The sequence below is a fragment of the Actinoalloteichus sp. AHMU CJ021 genome (genome assembly GCF_002895405.1).
GTDB classification, from domain to species: domain Bacteria; phylum Actinomycetota; class Actinomycetes; order Mycobacteriales; family Pseudonocardiaceae; genus Actinoalloteichus_B; species Actinoalloteichus_B caeruleus.
Genome location: NZ_CP025990.1, coordinates 2346776 through 2360709, shown reverse-complemented (window position 1 = coordinate 2360709; position 13934 = coordinate 2346776). Strand labels below are relative to the sequence as shown.

Here is a 13934-nt window from a genome sequence, read left to right as displayed (position 1 = left end):
TCCGGCACCGGACAGGGCGCTGCCGGCGGGAGGCGGATCTTCCCTCGCAGCCCGTCACCCGGCACACTCGTGGGCATGGCGGCACGGAGACAGCGCGGTCCCTCGACCGTGGCGACACTGATCAACCTCGTCGGCTTCGCGCTGGCCGCCATCCTGGTAGGGCACATCGTCTTCACCCTGTTCGGCTGGGGGGAGAACCAGGAGTTGGTCTCGACGGTCGCCGACGCGGCCGACTTCCTCTCGTTGTTCTTCCCCGGCCTCCTCGACGCGGGGAACCCCACTCTCCAACTGCTGGCCGACTACGGGCTCGCCGCCGCGTTCTGGGTGCTGGTGATGGGCGTCGCCGCGAAGATCTTCGGCTGAGCCACCCGGTCCCGAGGCGGTCGCGGGACTGGCGATCAGTCGGCGCCCGGGTACGCCGGGTGCGCCCAGTCGCCGTGGAAGACGAGTTCGGACAGGTCGCGGCGGACCCGGGGACGCGCGTCCCGCTCCCTCGTCACCGGGTCACCGGTTCCCGGGGCCGCCAGGTGGCCCACGGCGATGACCACCCGGGCCTCGTGACTGTCGGGGACGTCGAACAGCTCGGCGACGGCGTCGCTGTCGAAACCCGCCATCTGGTGGGCGACCAAGCCCTCGGCGACCGCCTGGAGGACCAGGTTCTGGGTAGCCAACCCGAGGCCGTACTCGGCGTAGGGCAGGGGTTGACCGGTGCCGTCCAACACGGTCGCGACGCCGACGACGAGCGCTCCGGCCGACTGGGCCCATCCCCGGTTCCCCCGGTTCAGGGTCTGGAGGATCCGGTCGAACGTGTCGTCCCCCCGCCGGCCGAGCAGGTAGCGAGCTGGTTGGGTGTTCCCCCACGACGGCGCCCACCTGGCGGCCTCGAAGAGGGCGCGAAGCGCCTCCTCGCTCACGGTCGCCGTCGGGTCCAGCGACCGCGGGCTCCAGCGGCCCGCGATCAGCGGGTGCACGGGAGCACTGGTCTCGGCCCACCCGCCCCGCCGCTCGTCCGGTGCTTCGGTCTCCGTCACACGGCACCTCCCGGCCCTCCGGCTTCGGCGCCACCCTACCGAGGGGGCGGGTACCGGGGCAGTCCCCGTGCCGGGTACTTCCGCCCCCGCTCCGGATCAGATCGCGTAGGGCCAGGCGGTCAGCGCGTACGCCCCGAACCACGATCCCGTGACGACGACACCGCCCAGCACGGCGGCCACCGTGCCGGGACGACGGCGGGACAGCGCGACGGCGGCGGGCAGCAGGAGGGTGAACGCGGGCAACAGCAGACGTGCCTTGGAGTTCATCAGCCCGTTGGACCCGACGTCCATCATCAGCACACCGGCCGCGTACACCATGAGCGGCCAGGAGACGCCCATGCGGATCCCCACGAGCAGCAACACCACCGCTCCCACCAGGATCGCCACGGTGGCGACCTCCAGCACCGAGGGAGCCGAGGCCAGCACGTCGAGGGTGAAGCGGAGCGTCGCCGCCCCGCCGTCGAAGCGGGAGTCCCACCCCCGCTCCTGGAGGTCGAACCAGCCCGTCAAGGAACCCGTGCTCGTGGCGACCCAACCCAGGTAGGCGAGCAGCCCCAGCGGGGCGAGCAGACCAGCCACCCAGGGCCGCCACCCGTCGCGGCGGGAGAGGACCGCGACCAGCGCCGCCAGCCCGACGGCCATCACCAGAGCCCCGGCGGTGGGGCGCACCAGACCGGCCGCGGCGGCGCACAGGCCGGCGACCAGCCACCGCCGTTCGACGACGCCGACCAGCGCCCAGGCGGCCAACGCGCAGAACAGGGCCTCGGAGTAGGCCATGGACAGCACCACCGCCATCGGCGAGGCGGCGAACAGCGCCACCGTCAGCAGTCCCGCCCGGCGGGAACCCCCGACGTGCTCCCCCAGCCGCGCCAGGGCGTAGGCGCACGCGACCCCGGAAACGGTGCTCACCGCGAAGGCGGCACCGACCAGGCCCGCCCCCGGCAGCTCCGACACCCACCGCACGAGCAACGGGTAGCCGGGGAAGAAGGCCAGCGGGGTCTCGGCGGAGCGGTTCCCGAAGGCGTCGACCAGGGTCGGCGGTACCCCCGCGTAGCCGTACTCGGCGATGCCGAGGAACCACTGGCCGTCCCACACCGTGCGCGCGTCCGTGGTCGACACGTCGTTGGCATCGGCCATCCACCCCAGCACGAGGAGCCCGATTCGCACGAGTGCGAGGTAGACCACACCGGGAGCCAACAGGTGGACGGCGGGGTGTCGGGTCCAGCCCGCCGGGAGCCGCCACCGACGGTCCGTCGAACCGGCATCCCCACCCAGGTCAGGGTCGTCTTTCCGGGGTGTGTTCGCGTGGGCCGACTGGGCCTCCGCATCTACGCGCAACGCGCTCCTCCGCACCACTCGTCAACTCGGTCGCCCAGGCTACTTCGGGCCATTGGTACTCGGGTCCGGCGTTAGTTCTCTGTACGCTGACTTGGCGGCGGGGCTGTCCAACTGCTGCCGAGCTGCTTCGGGTCGGGCCGTCCCGCACTGCCAGACGGACTGACCTGAGGAGGTTTGGACACGTGGCGCTCGTCGTCCAGAAGTACGGCGGTTCCTCCGTGCAGAGCGCGGACCGCATCAAACGGGTCGCCGAGCGCATCGTCGAGACCCGCAAAGCGGGGAACGACGTGGTCGTCGTCTGCTCCGCGATGGGTGACACGACCGACGAGCTGCTCGAGCTCGCCAAGCAGGTCTCGCCCTCGCCGCCCGAACGCGAACTCGACATGCTGTTGACCGCCGGCGAGCGGATGTCCAACGCCCTGGTCGCGATGGCGATCCACTCGCTGGGCGCCGAGGCGCTCTCGTTCTCCGGATCCCAGGCCGGCGTGATCACCACCGGCGCCCACCAGAAGGCGCGGATCATCGACGTCACCCCCGGCCGGGTGCGCCAGGCGCTCGACGAGGGCTACATCGTCCTGGTCGCCGGTTTCCAGGGGGTGGCCCAGGACACCAGGGACATCACGACCCTCGGCCGTGGCGGTTCGGACACCACCGCGGTGGCCCTCGCCGCGGCGCTGAAGGCCGACGTCTGCGAGATCTACACCGACGTGGACGGCGTGTACAGCGCGGATCCCCGGATCGTCCCCGACGCCCGTCACCTGAGCATGGTCCCGTACGAGGAGATGCTCGAGCTGGCCGCGTCCGGGGCGAAGGTGCTCATGCTGCGGTGCGTCGAGTACGCCCGCCGGTACGGGGTGCCGGTCCACGTCCGCTCGTCGTACAGCAAGAAGCCGGGAACCATCGTCACCGGGTCAGTGGAGGACCTTTCCGTGGAACAAGCCATGATCACCGGAGTCGCGCACGACCGTTCCGAGGCGAAGGTGACGGTGACCGGCGTGCCGGACAACCCCGGCGTCGCCGGGCGGATCTTCCGGGTCGTCGCCGACGCCGAGATCGACATCGACATGGTGCTGCAGAACGTGTCCGGCACGGTGTCCGGCCGTACCGACATCACCTTCACCCTGTCCAAGACCAACGGCCCGACCGCGGTGGCGGAACTGGAGCGGATCAAGGACGAGGTGGGCTTCGACCAGGTCCTCTACGACGACCACGTCGGCAAGGTCTCGCTGGTGGGAGCGGGGATGCGCTCACACCCCGGTGTCACGGCCTCCTTCTGCGAGGCGTTGGCCACGGCCGGGGTGAACATCGAGATCATCAACACCTCCGAGATCCGGATCTCGGTGCTGATCCGGGACGACGACCTCGACGTGGCGGTCCGCGCGATCCACGACGCCTTCGGGCTCGGCGGCGACGAGGAAGCCGTGGTGTACGCGGGGACCGGGCGCTGACGGCGGCCGACCAGTAGTCGAGAGGAAGAACCAGAACATGAACGACACCACCGGCCGGACCCGCCCGACGATCGCCGTCGTCGGTGCCACCGGGGCCGTGGGCACCGTGATGATCGACATCCTCAACTCCAGGGAGACCGTGCCCTGGGGTGAGATCCGCCTGATCGCCTCCGCCCGGTCGGCCGGGAAGCGGATGACCGTGCGCGGCACCGAGCTGACGGTGGTCGAACTGACCCCGGAGGCGTTCGACGGCGTCGACGTGGCCTGCTTCGACGTCCCCGACGAGGTCTCCGCCGAGTGGGCCCCGGTCGCGGCCGCCAGGGGCGCCGTCGTGGTGGACAACTCCGGTGCCTTCCGGCTCGACCCGGAGGTCCCCCTGGTGGTGCCGGAGGTCAACGCGGAGCAGGTGCACCGCCGGCCCAAGGGGATCATCGCCAACCCCAACTGCACGACGCTGTCGATGATGGCGGCCCTCGGGGCGTTGCACCACGAGTTCGGCCTGACCGAGCTCGTCGTGGCGTCCTACCAGGCGGCGTCCGGCGCCGGCCAGGCCGGCGTCGACCGGCTCCACGCCGAGGTGGCTGCGGTCGCGGGCAAGGACGTCGGCAGTCGGGCTGGTGACGTCGCCGAGGCGCTCGCGGCGGCCGGGTTGCCCGCCGAGTCCCCGTTCCCAGCCCCGCTGGCGCTGAACGTCGTGCCGTGGGCCGGCTCCCTCAAGGAGGACGGGTGGGCCTCCGAGGAGTTGAAGGTGCGCAACGAGTCCCGCAAGATCCTCGGGATCCCGGGGCTGAAGGTGTCCGCGACCTGCGTGCGCGTCCCGGTCGTCACCACGCACTCGCTCGCCGTGCACGCCACGTTCGGCCGGCAGGTGACGGTGGCGGCCGCTCGTGAGGTCTTCGCCCGCCAGGAGTCCGTCGTACTCCGGGACGACCCGGAGCGGGGCGTCTTCCCGACGCCGGCCGAGGTCGTGGGTGGTGACCCGACCTACGTGGGCCGCATCCGCCAGGCGTTGGACTTCCCGAACACGCTGGACTTCTTCGTGTGCGGGGACAACCTGCGCAAGGGAGCGGCCCTGAACACCTACGAGATCGCGGAGAAGGTCGCCACGTCCTGATCCCGCGCCTCACCCGATCGAACGAGCGGCTCGTCGACACCGGCGGGCCGCTCGTCGCTTGTCACCGTTCACTCGACGCATATCACCCGGTCGCGCGGAGAATCGCCGAAAAGTTGGGTTGACGAAGCGCCGTTGTGGTTAGCACATCGCGCGGGGCGAGAGACGGGAGAGCACTGTGGTCGGGGAGACCAACTTCGGACGGGAAGGACGCGGGGACGGCGGAGCGGCGGTCCCGGGTGGCGGCGGGAACCCGACGGGCACCGGCCCGCTGGCGGGCGTCCGGGTCGTGGAGCTGGCGGGGATCGGGCCCGCGCCGTTCTGCGGGATGCTGCTCGCCGACCTGGGCGCGGAGGTCGTCCGGGTGGACCGGCCCGATGGCGCGCACCTCATCGACGACGGCCGGCACGACCTGTTGGGGCGCGGCAAGCGTTCGGTGGCGATCGACCTGAAGGACCCCAGGGGCGCCGCGGCGGTCCGTGACCTCGCGGCCACCGCCGACGTGCTGATCGAGGGGTTCCGGCCCGGGGTCGCCGAGCGGCTGGGTGTCGGCCCCGCCGACTGCGCGGCCAGGAACCCGGCCCTGGTGTACGGGCGGATGACCGGCTGGGGCCAGGACGGGCCACTCGCGCACACCGCGGGGCACGACATCGGCTACATCGCCGTCACCGGGGTGTTGCACTCCATCGGCCGGGCGGGGTCCCCACCGAGCATCCCGCTGAACCTGCTCGGCGACTTCGGGGGCGGCGGGATGTACCTGGCCGTCGGCGTGCTCGCCGCGTTGCTGCGGGTCGCCCGAGGGGGCGCGGGGCAGGTGGTCGACGCCGCCATCGTCGACGGGACCACGCATCTCGCCACCTTCGTCCACGCGATGCTCGCGGCCGGGCGGTGGCGCGACGAGCGGGGTGCCAACCTGCTCGACTCCGGCGCGCCCTACTACGAGGTCTACGAGGCGTCGGACGGCGGCTACCTGGCGGTGGGTGCGTTGGAGCCGAAGTTCTACGCGGAGTTCCTCCGGCTGCTGGGGGTGCCCCCCGAGGTGGGTGCGCGTGAGCCGGACCGGTGGCCCGAGCTGCGGGAGACGTTGGCGGCCGCCTTCAGGACCAGGACGAGGGACGCGTGGGCGACCGTCTTCGCGGACAGCGATGCCTGCGTGGCCCCGGTGCTGTCGTTGCGGGAAGCGGCCGCTCACCAGCAGCTGGCCGCGCGGCGCACCTTCGTCACGGTGGACGGGGTGCAGCAGCCCGCCCCGGCGCCCCGCTTCGCGGGGACCCCCGCCGCCATGCCCGGGCGTCCCGCGCTGCGCGGTGAGCACACCGAGGAGGTGCTCCTGGAGTGGGGAGTGGCGAACACCGCAAACCTGCTCGCCTCCCGCGTCGTCGTGCAACGGCAGGAGCACGTCGGCGAGCAGGTGGCGGTGGACACCGCATCGCGCTGAGGCCGCCGTCCCCTCCGAGGAGCGCGAACGTGGTCGGGCGGTGCGGCTCCCACCCTCCCCCCGCTCGCCGTCCGGACCAGCGAGCGGGGGAGAGCACCGCTCGCGGGCCCACGCGCGCCTCCTCGGTCACCGGACCCGGCTCTGGACCGGGTTGGGGCGCGCCGGCGGGACGAGTAGCCGTGGCGTCGGGCACCGAGCGCTACCGGGGCGGTGCTGGTCGGGGGACAGTGGGCGTTCCGTCTCCTCGACGGGCGGTCAATGTTGACCACATCGGTTACTTGACTGATTCCAGATTAAGTGCTGAACTGGGGACACCATGAACGACGCCAACGCCCTGTCACCGGCCCCGCCGGCCGTCCCGGACACCCGGGCCGCCCTGCGGGCCGCTGGGCTGCGAGTGACCGCCCCACGTCTGGCGGCGCTCGAATGGCTCGCCGAGAACCCGCACCAGACGGCGGACCAGGTGGCGGTCGCGGTGCGCGCGCGCTTGGGGACGGTCTCCACGCAGGCCGTCTACGACGTGCTGCACGCCTGCACCTCCGCCGGGTTGCTTCGCCGGATCGAGCCGGCCGGGCATCCGGCGCGGTTCGAGACACGGACCGGGGACAACCACCACCATCTGGTCTGTCGGCGGTGCGGACGTACCACCGATGTCGACTGCGTTCGCGGCGCGGCGCCCTGCCTGCACCCGTCGGACGTCGCCGGTTTCACGGTGGACGAGGCGGAGGTCGTGTTCTGGGGCCTGTGCGCCGAGTGCGCGGGTTGAGAACGGGCAGTTCCCACCACGGATGGAACGACGAGGAGGACGCGTGGCCGAGGCGCGCTACACCACGAACAACGTCGGGATCCCGGTCGCGAGTGACGACCACTCGCTGACCGCGGGCCCGAACGGGCCGATCCTGTTGCAGGATCACTACCTGATCGAGAAGAACGCTCAGTTCAACCGCGAGCGGGTGCCCGAGCGCGTGGTGCACGCCAAGGGCGGGGGCGCCTTCGGGTTCTTCGAGGTCACCGAGGACGTCAGCCAGTACACGAAGGCCGCCGTCTTCCAGCCGGGGACTCGGACCGAGAGCCTGGTCCGGTTCTCCACGGTCGCCGGTGAGCTCGGCTCGCCGGACACCTGGCGCGACCCGCGCGGGTTCGCGATCAAGTTCTACACGTCCGAGGGCAACTACGACATCGTCGGGAACAACACGCCCATCTTCTTCATCAGGGACCCCATCAAGTTCCCCGACTTCATCCGCTCGCAGAAGCGCCGTGCGGACAACCACCTGCGCGACCACGACATGCAGTGGGACTTCTGGACCCTCCAGCCCGAGTCGGCCCACCAGGTCACCTGGCTGATGGGCGACCGGGGTCTGCCCCGGACGTGGCGGCACCAGAACGGCTACGGCTCGCACACCTTCCTGTGGGAGAACGCTGGCGGCGAGAAGTTCTGGGTCAAGTACCACTTCAAGACCGACCAGGGCATCGAGTACCTGACGCAGAGCGAGGCCGACCAGCTCGCGGGGCAGGACGCGGACTACCACATCCGCGATCTGTTCAACAGCATCAAGGCGGGCGAGCACCCGTCCTGGACGCTGTACGTGCAGGTCATGCCCTACGAGGACGCGGCGGACTACCGGTTCAACCCGTTCGACCTGACCAAGGTGTGGCCGCACGGCGACTACCCCCTGATCAAGGTCGGCCGGATGGTCCTCGACCGGAACCCGGACAACTACTTCGCGCAGATCGAGCAGTCGGCCTTCGAGCCGACGAACCTGGTGCCCGGCATCGGGCCGTCCCCGGACAAGATGCTGCTCGGCCGCATGTTCTCCTACCCGGACGCCCACCGGTACCGGATCGGCGCGAACTACGCGCAGCTGCCGGTGAACCAGCCGAAGGCCCCCGTCAACAGCTACTCCAAGGACGGGGCCATGCGCTACTCGAACCCGGGTGACCCGGTGTACGCGCCCAACTCCTTCGGTGGCGCGCACGCCAGCGCCGCGGTGGCGGGTGAGACGGCGGCAGGTTTCGGGGTGCGGGACGAGATCGTTCGGTCCGCCTACCAGCTGCACTCCGAGGACGACGACTTCGGCCAGCCCGGCACCCTCGTTCGGGAGGTCCTCAACGACGACCAGCGCGCTCGGCTGGTCGGCAACATCGTGGGGCACCTGAGCAACGGGGTGTCGAAGCCAATCCTGGAGCGCGCGCTCCAGTACTGGCGCAACGTCGACAAGGGACTGGGCGACAAGGTGGCCGAGTCCTTCGAGAGCTGACGCGTCCACGGGGGCGGGCCCACCCTCCACCCTCCCCGTGGCGTTCGCGCTGCCCGGCCAGCACGTGGAGCTGGCCGGGCCGCGCCGTGTCCCGGGCGCCGAAGTCTCCTCCTCCGTGACCAACCTGCCCCGCCCGATCACTCGCTCGCGTCACTTCGTCCCCCTTCTTGGCGGTACCCGTGTGGGCCAATTGGCGGGACGATCTTCTGGTGTGAAATTCACCACCAAGGGAATTGGTGGGTTGTTCGGTGACATGAAGGGGGCGAGCAACGATGGCGCACGCGACCTGGCTGGCCGACGTCCTGCGGGAACGAGGGCTGCGGGTCCACGAGGAGGCCGGTTGGAAGGAACGCGGGCACGGCGGCCTCGGCGAGATCCGCGGCGTGATGCTGCACCACACGGCCGGGCCGGCGGAAGGCAACTACCCCTCGCTCGCCGTGGTCCGGGACGGCACCTCGGCTCTCACCGGACCGTTGGCCCAGCTCGGCCTGGCGCGCGACGGCACGTGGATCGTGATCGCCGCCGGGCTCGCCTACCACGCGGGGCGGGGAGGGCCCTGGCGCGATGTCCCCGTCGACACCGGGAACGAGCACCTGCTCGGAGTCGAGGCCGAGTCGGTGGGCACCAGGCGTGACTGGACCGAGGCCCAGCTGGACTCCTACCCGCGCGGTGTGGCGGCCCTGCTCACCCACGTCGGCCTCGGGGTGGAACGCACCATCGCGCACAAGGAGTGGGCCCCGGGGCGGAAGAACGACCCCGCGCACTGGCCAGGCGACATGCGTGCCTTCCGGGACACCGTGGCCGGCCACCTGGGAGCGTGACCGATGACCGCCGTACCCCCACCCACCGCCGAGGAGATCGCCAGCGCGGTGTGGAACGCCTTCATCAACTTCCACGGCACCGGTCGCGGCGCACCGGCCTGGCAGATGCTCTCCGAGGCGAGCAAGTACGCGGGTCTCGCGGCCGCCAACACGGCCGCGGTCCCGGTCGGGGCCACCACGGCCGAGGAGGCGCCCGCCGTCCTGCCGGTGAACATGATGACGGCGAGCCTGTACGCGCTGTTCCGCCAGTCCAGCCACGTCGACGAGCCCCCGCCACCCCCGGCCCACGCGGGCGCCCCGGGGCCCGGGATCACGGCGAGCCCGCGGCGGTCCTTCCTCGACCTGCTCCGGGAGGACGTCCTCGCCGTCCTCGGGCCGGACCGCGCGTCCGAGGCCGAACGGATCGTCCGCCGGGTTTCCGCTCGGATGACCAGCTGACCAGCGCCAGATCGCCTCCTCCTGGCTCACCCCACCCAGGCGGGCGCGGTGACTTGACCTCGAGTTGGCTTGAGGTCCTAGGCTCGGCCACCCGCCGGGTCGCACGGTGTGGGAACAGCCGTTTCGGCGGGTCACAGGAGCCGATGCGAATGGCAGGATGGGGAATCATGACGATCACGGTGGTGGGCCTGGGCGGTTCGATACGCGACGATTCCCAGTCCGAGCGGGTGCTGAGGACGGTGCTGGCCGGCGTGGCCGAACGCGGCGCGAAGACCTCCATCCTGACCGGCTCGGATCTCCTCCTCCCCTTCTACGACCCGGCGATCAGCGAGCGCACCGCCCGCGCGGAGCGCCTGGTGGCCGAGCTGCGGGACGCCGACGGAGTGGTGCTGGTGTCCCCGGGCTACCACGGCACGGTCTCCGGTCTGGTGAAGAACGCGCTCGACTACGTCGAGGACCTGCGCACGGACGACCGGCCCTACCTGCACGGCCGGGCCGTCGGCTGTGTCGCGACCGCCAGCGGGTGGCAGGCCGGGGTCAGCACCCTGAACGCCCTCCGGTCCATCGTGCACGCCCTCCGGGGCTGGCCGACCCCGCTCGGAGCCTCGTTGCACTCAGGACAGGTCCGGTTCGACGACATCGGTGGCTGTTCCGACGACGGTGTCGCCGACACCCTGCGCACGATCGGGGAGCAGGTCGTGGACTTCGCCGAGCAGTACCGGCGCTGACGCGCGTCGACGACCTCCGCCCAGGCCCGGCCAACTCCGTTCGAACCGGCGGTGCCCGGTCCGAGCCGGGCCGGGGCACCGGTCCCGAGGACGAGCGCGGGCCGCCTGAGCTCCAAGGCCACCGAGCATAATCACCGCACTCCCGGGTACCCGGCAAGAGTGGCGGACAGCCGCCACGTCGGTCGGCCGGCCGGCCCCGGCCGGGGCCGGACCAGCACCACACGGGAGGCGGAGGGTATGAGCGCGCGGTACACGGCGGCGGCGGTGTCCGTCGGCGACGGACGGGACGGAGAGGTCCGCAGCGACGACGGGGTGATCGACGAGAAACTCGCCGTCCCCGCCGAACTCGGCGGCCGGGGCGGCCCCGCCACCAACCCCGAACAGCTGTTCGCGGCGGGTTACTCGGCGTGCTTCCACAGCGCGGTGCTCCAGGCCGCGAGGCTCTCCGGCATCAAGGTCGCCGACAGCCAGGTCGCGACCCAGGTCGCCATCGAGGTCGACGAGGCCGACACCGGCTACCGCCTCGCCGTCAGCCTCCGCGCCCACCTGCCCGGCCTGAACCAACCGCAGGCCGACGAGCTCGTGGAGGCGGCGCACCATATGTGCCCCTACTCCAAGGCGACCCGGGGGAACGTCCCCGTGAGGGTCAGCGCGACCGTCTGAGCGCCAGCCGCCCACCGAGGGTGGGCGCGGCCCACCGACCGGACTCGTCATCCACGGAAGAGGTGTGACAGCCATGAGCAGCAACAGCCCCATCACCAGCACCCTCGGCGACTCCGAACGGGACGTCACCGGGCGGGCGCTGCGAGCCACGCTTCTGGAGCTGGTGGACCTGTCCCTGATCGGCAAGCAGGCGCACTGGAACGTCGTGGGCCCGTTCTTCCGCAGCGTGCACCTGCAGCTCGACGACCTCGTGTCGATGGCGCGGAAGTACTCCGACAAGGTCGCGGAGCGGGCCGCAGCACTCGGTGTCTCGCCGGACGGCAGGGCCAAGTCCGTGGCCGAGGGCTCGGGCCTGCCGAACTACCCGGACGGTTGGCGCCAGGACGGCGACGTCGTGCGGGACGTGGTCGGCATCCTGGACGACCTGGTGCACCGTGTGCGCGCGAGGATCGACGAGACGGACAAGACCGACCAGGTGACGCAGGACCTGCTGATCGCGTTGACCGACAAGCTGGAGGAGGCCCGCTGGATGTGGCAGGCCCAGCTGGCCGGTCGGTGACGGTCGCCCTCCGGGGCTCCCACCGCGGTGGGAGCCCCGGAGCGCGGTCAGCGGCACGGACCGTCGGACGCGGCGGGCGCGGCGAGCCTCAGCCGGCCGCGAGAGCGCGCCGGGCGAAGTGCACCTCGGCGGCCCGCTGGCGCAGCGACTCGGCGACCACCAGCGACCCGTGCCCCGCGTCGTAGCGGTACACCTCGTAGGTCGCGCCCAGCGCCGCCAACCGGTCGAGGTAGTTGTCGATCTGCCGGATCGGGCAACGCGGGTCGTTCTCCCCCGCCAGCACCAGGACCGGCGCCCGCACCTTGTCCACGTAGGTCAGCGGGGAACAGTCCCGGTACCGCTCGGGGACCTCGTCCGGTGACCCACCGAACAACGCGCGGTCGAAGGCCCGGAGCGGTTCCATCTCGTCCTCGTAGGCGGCCAGGTAGTCCGCGACCGGGACACCCGCGATGCCGGCCGCCCACCTGTCCGGCTGGGTGCCCAGCGCCATGAGCGTCAGGTAACCGCCCCAGGACGCCCCCTCCACGACGCTGCGGTCCGGGTCGGTGAGGCCGCTGGCCACCGCCCAGTCGTGAACGGCGGCGACATCCTCCAACTCGGTGAGCCCCGGCCGCCCCTCGATGGCGTCCCGCCACCGCGAGCCGTACCCGGTGGAGCCCCGGTAGTTCACGTGCACCACGGCGAACCCGGCGTCGAGCCACAACGCGCGGTAGGCGGAGAACCGGTCCTCGTCGGCCGCGTGCGGTCCGCCGTGGAGGCTGAACACGGTGGGCAGCGGTCCGTCCGGTGCGTGCTCCGGACGGGCGTACAGCGCGTGCACCCGCCCGCCGGGGCCCTCCACGAACGCGTCCCGCAGCGGTTGGGACGGCGGCGCTGGCGTGCCGCCCGGCTGGAGGATCACCGCGTCGGATCCGTCGGTGTAGAGGGCCCGGACGGCGGCGGGGCGCTCGGCGGAGGACAACGAGTACTCCACCGTGCCGTCCGGCCGGACGTCCGCTCCCGTGACCGTCCCGGTCGCGGTGGGCAACCTGGTCAGGGCGCCGGAGGCGAGATCGTAGTGGTACAGGACGCAGCGGGCCTCGTGCTCGTGGGTGACCAGCAGGGCCGTGCCGTTCGGGTACCAGCTCGCCGACAACTCCCCGGGCAGGTCGATCAGGAGTTCGGTCTCCGTGTCGTTCTCCACGTCCCAGATCAGCAGCTCGGACCGGCCTCGGCGTTCGTGGCTGACCAACAGCCTCGGGTCACCCGCGATGAGCGGGAACCCGAGCGCGGACAGCGACTTGCCCGTCCCGTCCCACTTCTCCGCTACCGGCGCGTCGTCGACCTCGTCACCGCGCACCCGCAGCACGCGGAGCGCCGGGTGGCGGGAGTCACCGTGTTCGGAGTGGGCCAGCACCAGCAGCGACTCGTCGTGGGAAAGGGCCGCGACATCCGCGTCCTGTTCGTGCTGGTAGATCACCCGAGCGGGGTGGTAGCCGCCGTCCTCGGCGGCCCTGCTCGCCCAGATCGTGGTGCCCTCGTCGGTGGAGGCCCCGCAGACGACGACCTCCGCGCCCAGGGCGAGACCAGCCGGGTACCCCTCGTGCACCCCGGGTGGTGCCGCCGCGACGCTGGCGTCCACCGGCAGGCCGGCGAACGGCTCGGTCACCCAACGCCCGAACTCGTTGCCGTCCGTGTCCGAGAACCACCAGATCGTCTCGCCGTCGGGGCTGATGGTGGCGTAGGTGGTCCCGTTCGGCCGGTCCGTGACCTGACGGTGCGTCTCGGTCGCCCGGTCCCAGGCGTAGACCTCCCAGACACCGCTGGAGTTGGACACGTACAGGTTGCGGTCGGGGGCGTCCAGCGCCCAGTCGGGGAGTGAGTTCCGAGGCGCGCTGAACCGGGCGCGCCACCGCTCCTCCTCGGCCGGGTCGTCGAACAGGGTCTCCGGGATTTCGGCGCTGGGATGCTTGCTCACCCCCTCGATCCTGCCCGATACCCGCAGCGGGCGAAACGTTCGCACGCGACCACCACGGACGGTCCGACCCGGCAGGGTGCCGGCGGGGGAGTGCCGCGTCCTGCCTCGGCTGGCTCCACGGGCGCGCCGCGACCCCCGTGGGTA

The 13934-nt window shown here is 71.7% G+C and carries 14 protein-coding genes; 11 read left to right on the top strand and 3 right to left on the bottom strand.

Annotated elements, in window-relative coordinates:
- The first annotated feature begins 75 nt into the window (after nucleotides 1-75).
- A complete protein-coding gene (locus C1701_RS09885) occupies nucleotides 76-363 on the top strand; it encodes a hypothetical protein (RefSeq protein ID WP_026417679.1) in 288 nt (95 codons plus the stop codon).
- A 35-nt stretch (nucleotides 364-398) separates the two neighbouring features.
- Here C1701_RS09885 and C1701_RS09880 read toward each other — a convergent pair whose 3' ends face one another.
- Nucleotides 399-1031 (bottom strand): nitroreductase family protein, encoded by a 633-nt coding sequence (locus C1701_RS09880; RefSeq protein WP_103055844.1) that lies wholly within the window; start codon nucleotides 1029-1031, stop codon nucleotides 399-401.
- A 96-nt stretch (nucleotides 1032-1127) separates the two neighbouring features.
- Nucleotides 1128-2369 (bottom strand): hypothetical protein, encoded by a 1242-nt coding sequence (locus C1701_RS09875; protein ID WP_337662214.1) that lies wholly within the window; start codon nucleotides 2367-2369, stop codon nucleotides 1128-1130.
- A gap of 182 nt (nucleotides 2370-2551) precedes the next feature.
- Between C1701_RS09875 and C1701_RS09870 the strand changes: the two genes are divergently transcribed.
- From C1701_RS09870 to C1701_RS09825, 10 genes are all read left to right on the top strand, one after another.
- The gene (locus C1701_RS09870) at nucleotides 2552-3817 is read left to right on the top strand and encodes an aspartate kinase (RefSeq protein ID WP_026417676.1); all 1266 of its coding nucleotides are present in this window, start codon (nucleotides 2552-2554) and stop codon (nucleotides 3815-3817) included.
- Nucleotides 3818-3854: 37 nt separating this feature from the next.
- On the top strand, nucleotides 3855-4931 hold the full coding sequence (locus C1701_RS09865; RefSeq protein ID WP_026417675.1) for an aspartate-semialdehyde dehydrogenase: 1077 nt from the start codon (nucleotides 3855-3857) through the stop codon (nucleotides 4929-4931).
- Nucleotides 4932-5106: 175 nt separating this feature from the next.
- Nucleotides 5107-6366 (top strand): CaiB/BaiF CoA transferase family protein, encoded by a 1260-nt coding sequence (locus C1701_RS09860; RefSeq protein ID WP_103055843.1) that lies wholly within the window; start codon nucleotides 5107-5109, stop codon nucleotides 6364-6366.
- Between the two features lie 316 nt (nucleotides 6367-6682).
- Nucleotides 6683-7132, top strand: a complete 450-nt coding sequence (locus C1701_RS09855; protein ID WP_030104656.1) for a Fur family transcriptional regulator — start codon at nucleotides 6683-6685, stop codon at nucleotides 7130-7132.
- Between the two features lie 22 nt (nucleotides 7133-7154).
- The gene (locus C1701_RS09850) at nucleotides 7155-8624 is read left to right on the top strand and encodes a catalase (protein WP_035291463.1); all 1470 of its coding nucleotides are present in this window, start codon (nucleotides 7155-7157) and stop codon (nucleotides 8622-8624) included.
- 272 nt (nucleotides 8625-8896) lie between these two features.
- On the top strand, nucleotides 8897-9445 hold the full coding sequence (locus C1701_RS09845) for a peptidoglycan recognition protein family protein (protein WP_030104654.1): 549 nt from the start codon (nucleotides 8897-8899) through the stop codon (nucleotides 9443-9445).
- 3 nt (nucleotides 9446-9448) lie between these two features.
- Nucleotides 9449-9883 carry a hypothetical protein gene (locus C1701_RS09840; protein ID WP_026417671.1) on the top strand — a complete coding sequence of 145 codons (435 nt, stop codon included), beginning with the start codon at nucleotides 9449-9451 and terminating at the stop codon, nucleotides 9881-9883.
- A gap of 167 nt (nucleotides 9884-10050) precedes the next feature.
- Nucleotides 10051-10611 (top strand): NADPH-dependent FMN reductase, encoded by a 561-nt coding sequence (locus C1701_RS09835; RefSeq protein WP_026417670.1) that lies wholly within the window; start codon nucleotides 10051-10053, stop codon nucleotides 10609-10611.
- 237 nt (nucleotides 10612-10848) lie between these two features.
- Nucleotides 10849-11274, top strand: coding sequence for an organic hydroperoxide resistance protein (locus C1701_RS09830; protein WP_026417669.1), 426 nt, complete (start codon nucleotides 10849-10851; stop codon nucleotides 11272-11274).
- Nucleotides 11275-11347: 73 nt separating this feature from the next.
- A complete protein-coding gene (locus C1701_RS09825) occupies nucleotides 11348-11833 on the top strand; it encodes a ferritin-like domain-containing protein (protein ID WP_026417668.1) in 486 nt (161 codons plus the stop codon).
- 88 nt (nucleotides 11834-11921) lie between these two features.
- Here C1701_RS09825 and C1701_RS09820 read toward each other — a convergent pair whose 3' ends face one another.
- On the bottom strand, nucleotides 11922-13790 hold the full coding sequence (locus tag C1701_RS09820) for a S9 family peptidase (RefSeq protein ID WP_026417667.1): 1869 nt from the start codon (nucleotides 13788-13790) through the stop codon (nucleotides 11922-11924).
- Between the last annotated feature and the right edge of the window lie 144 nt (nucleotides 13791-13934).

What these genes read in the sequence shown, in the direction of transcription:
- C1701_RS09825 (WP_026417668.1), top strand. Translation starts at nt 11,348, where the DNA reads ATGAGCAGCAACAGCCCCATCACCAGCACCCTCGGCGACTCCGAACGG.
- C1701_RS09840 (WP_026417671.1), top strand. Translation starts at nt 9,449, where the DNA reads ATGACCGCCGTACCCCCACCCACCGCCGAGGAGATCGCCAGCGCGGTG.
- C1701_RS09865 (WP_026417675.1), top strand. Translation starts at nt 3,855, where the DNA reads ATGAACGACACCACCGGCCGGACCCGCCCGACGATCGCCGTCGTCGGT.
- C1701_RS09850 (WP_035291463.1), top strand. Translation starts at nt 7,155, where the DNA reads ATGGAACGACGAGGAGGACGCGTGGCCGAGGCGCGCTACACCACGAAC.
- C1701_RS09830 (WP_026417669.1), top strand. Translation starts at nt 10,849, where the DNA reads ATGAGCGCGCGGTACACGGCGGCGGCGGTGTCCGTCGGCGACGGACGG.
- C1701_RS09855 (WP_030104656.1), top strand. Translation starts at nt 6,683, where the DNA reads ATGAACGACGCCAACGCCCTGTCACCGGCCCCGCCGGCCGTCCCGGAC.
- C1701_RS09845 (WP_030104654.1), top strand. Translation starts at nt 8,897, where the DNA reads ATGGCGCACGCGACCTGGCTGGCCGACGTCCTGCGGGAACGAGGGCTG.
- C1701_RS09885 (WP_026417679.1), top strand. Translation starts at nt 76, where the DNA reads ATGGCGGCACGGAGACAGCGCGGTCCCTCGACCGTGGCGACACTGATC.
- C1701_RS09835 (WP_026417670.1), top strand. Translation starts at nt 10,051, where the DNA reads ATGACGATCACGGTGGTGGGCCTGGGCGGTTCGATACGCGACGATTCC.